This is a genomic window from Psychrobacter sp. GW64-MNA-CIBAN-0177 (assembly GCF_040309585.1).
Taxonomy (GTDB): Bacteria; Pseudomonadota; Gammaproteobacteria; order Pseudomonadales; family Moraxellaceae; genus Psychrobacter; species Psychrobacter okhotskensis.
In genome coordinates this window covers 1-368 of sequence record NZ_JBEOOY010000083.1, presented here as the reverse complement: position 1 = coordinate 368, position 368 = coordinate 1, and the positions used below count along the sequence as shown (strand labels likewise).

At 37.8% G+C, this 368-nt stretch carries 1 protein-coding gene; it reads left to right on the top strand.

The features are described 5' to 3' along the window. Window positions 1-199 (top strand): aldo/keto reductase (locus AAEY79_RS14265; RefSeq protein WP_352288902.1); only part of this gene is annotated, 199 nt, incomplete at its 5' end. Window positions 200-368: the final 169 nt, after the last annotated feature.

The window sequence follows — 368 nt, the reverse complement described above, 5'->3', positions numbered from 1 at the left end:
AGTGTCATTGGCTTGGATACTGTCAGATAAAAACCGTATCGCCATCCCCAAAACCTCGAACCCAAAACACTTACAAGGTAATTTAGATGCCATCAACGTACAATTAAGCGCGGATGAATTGGCACAAATCAGCAAGCTTGCTCGTAATGATGGGCGCAAGATTGAGCATCCTGACTATACGCCTCAGTGGGATGATTAATATCAATCCTAGCGATTTTTACCATGCTTAATCAAAAATTAGCCATAAAAAAGCCACTGCTATATTCAGTGGCTTTTTTATTAAGTGAGAATTATTAAATGATGATAATTTCGTGCTTAACTAACAATTACGCTATTATCATGACACTTATTGCGTCATAACTTGCGAA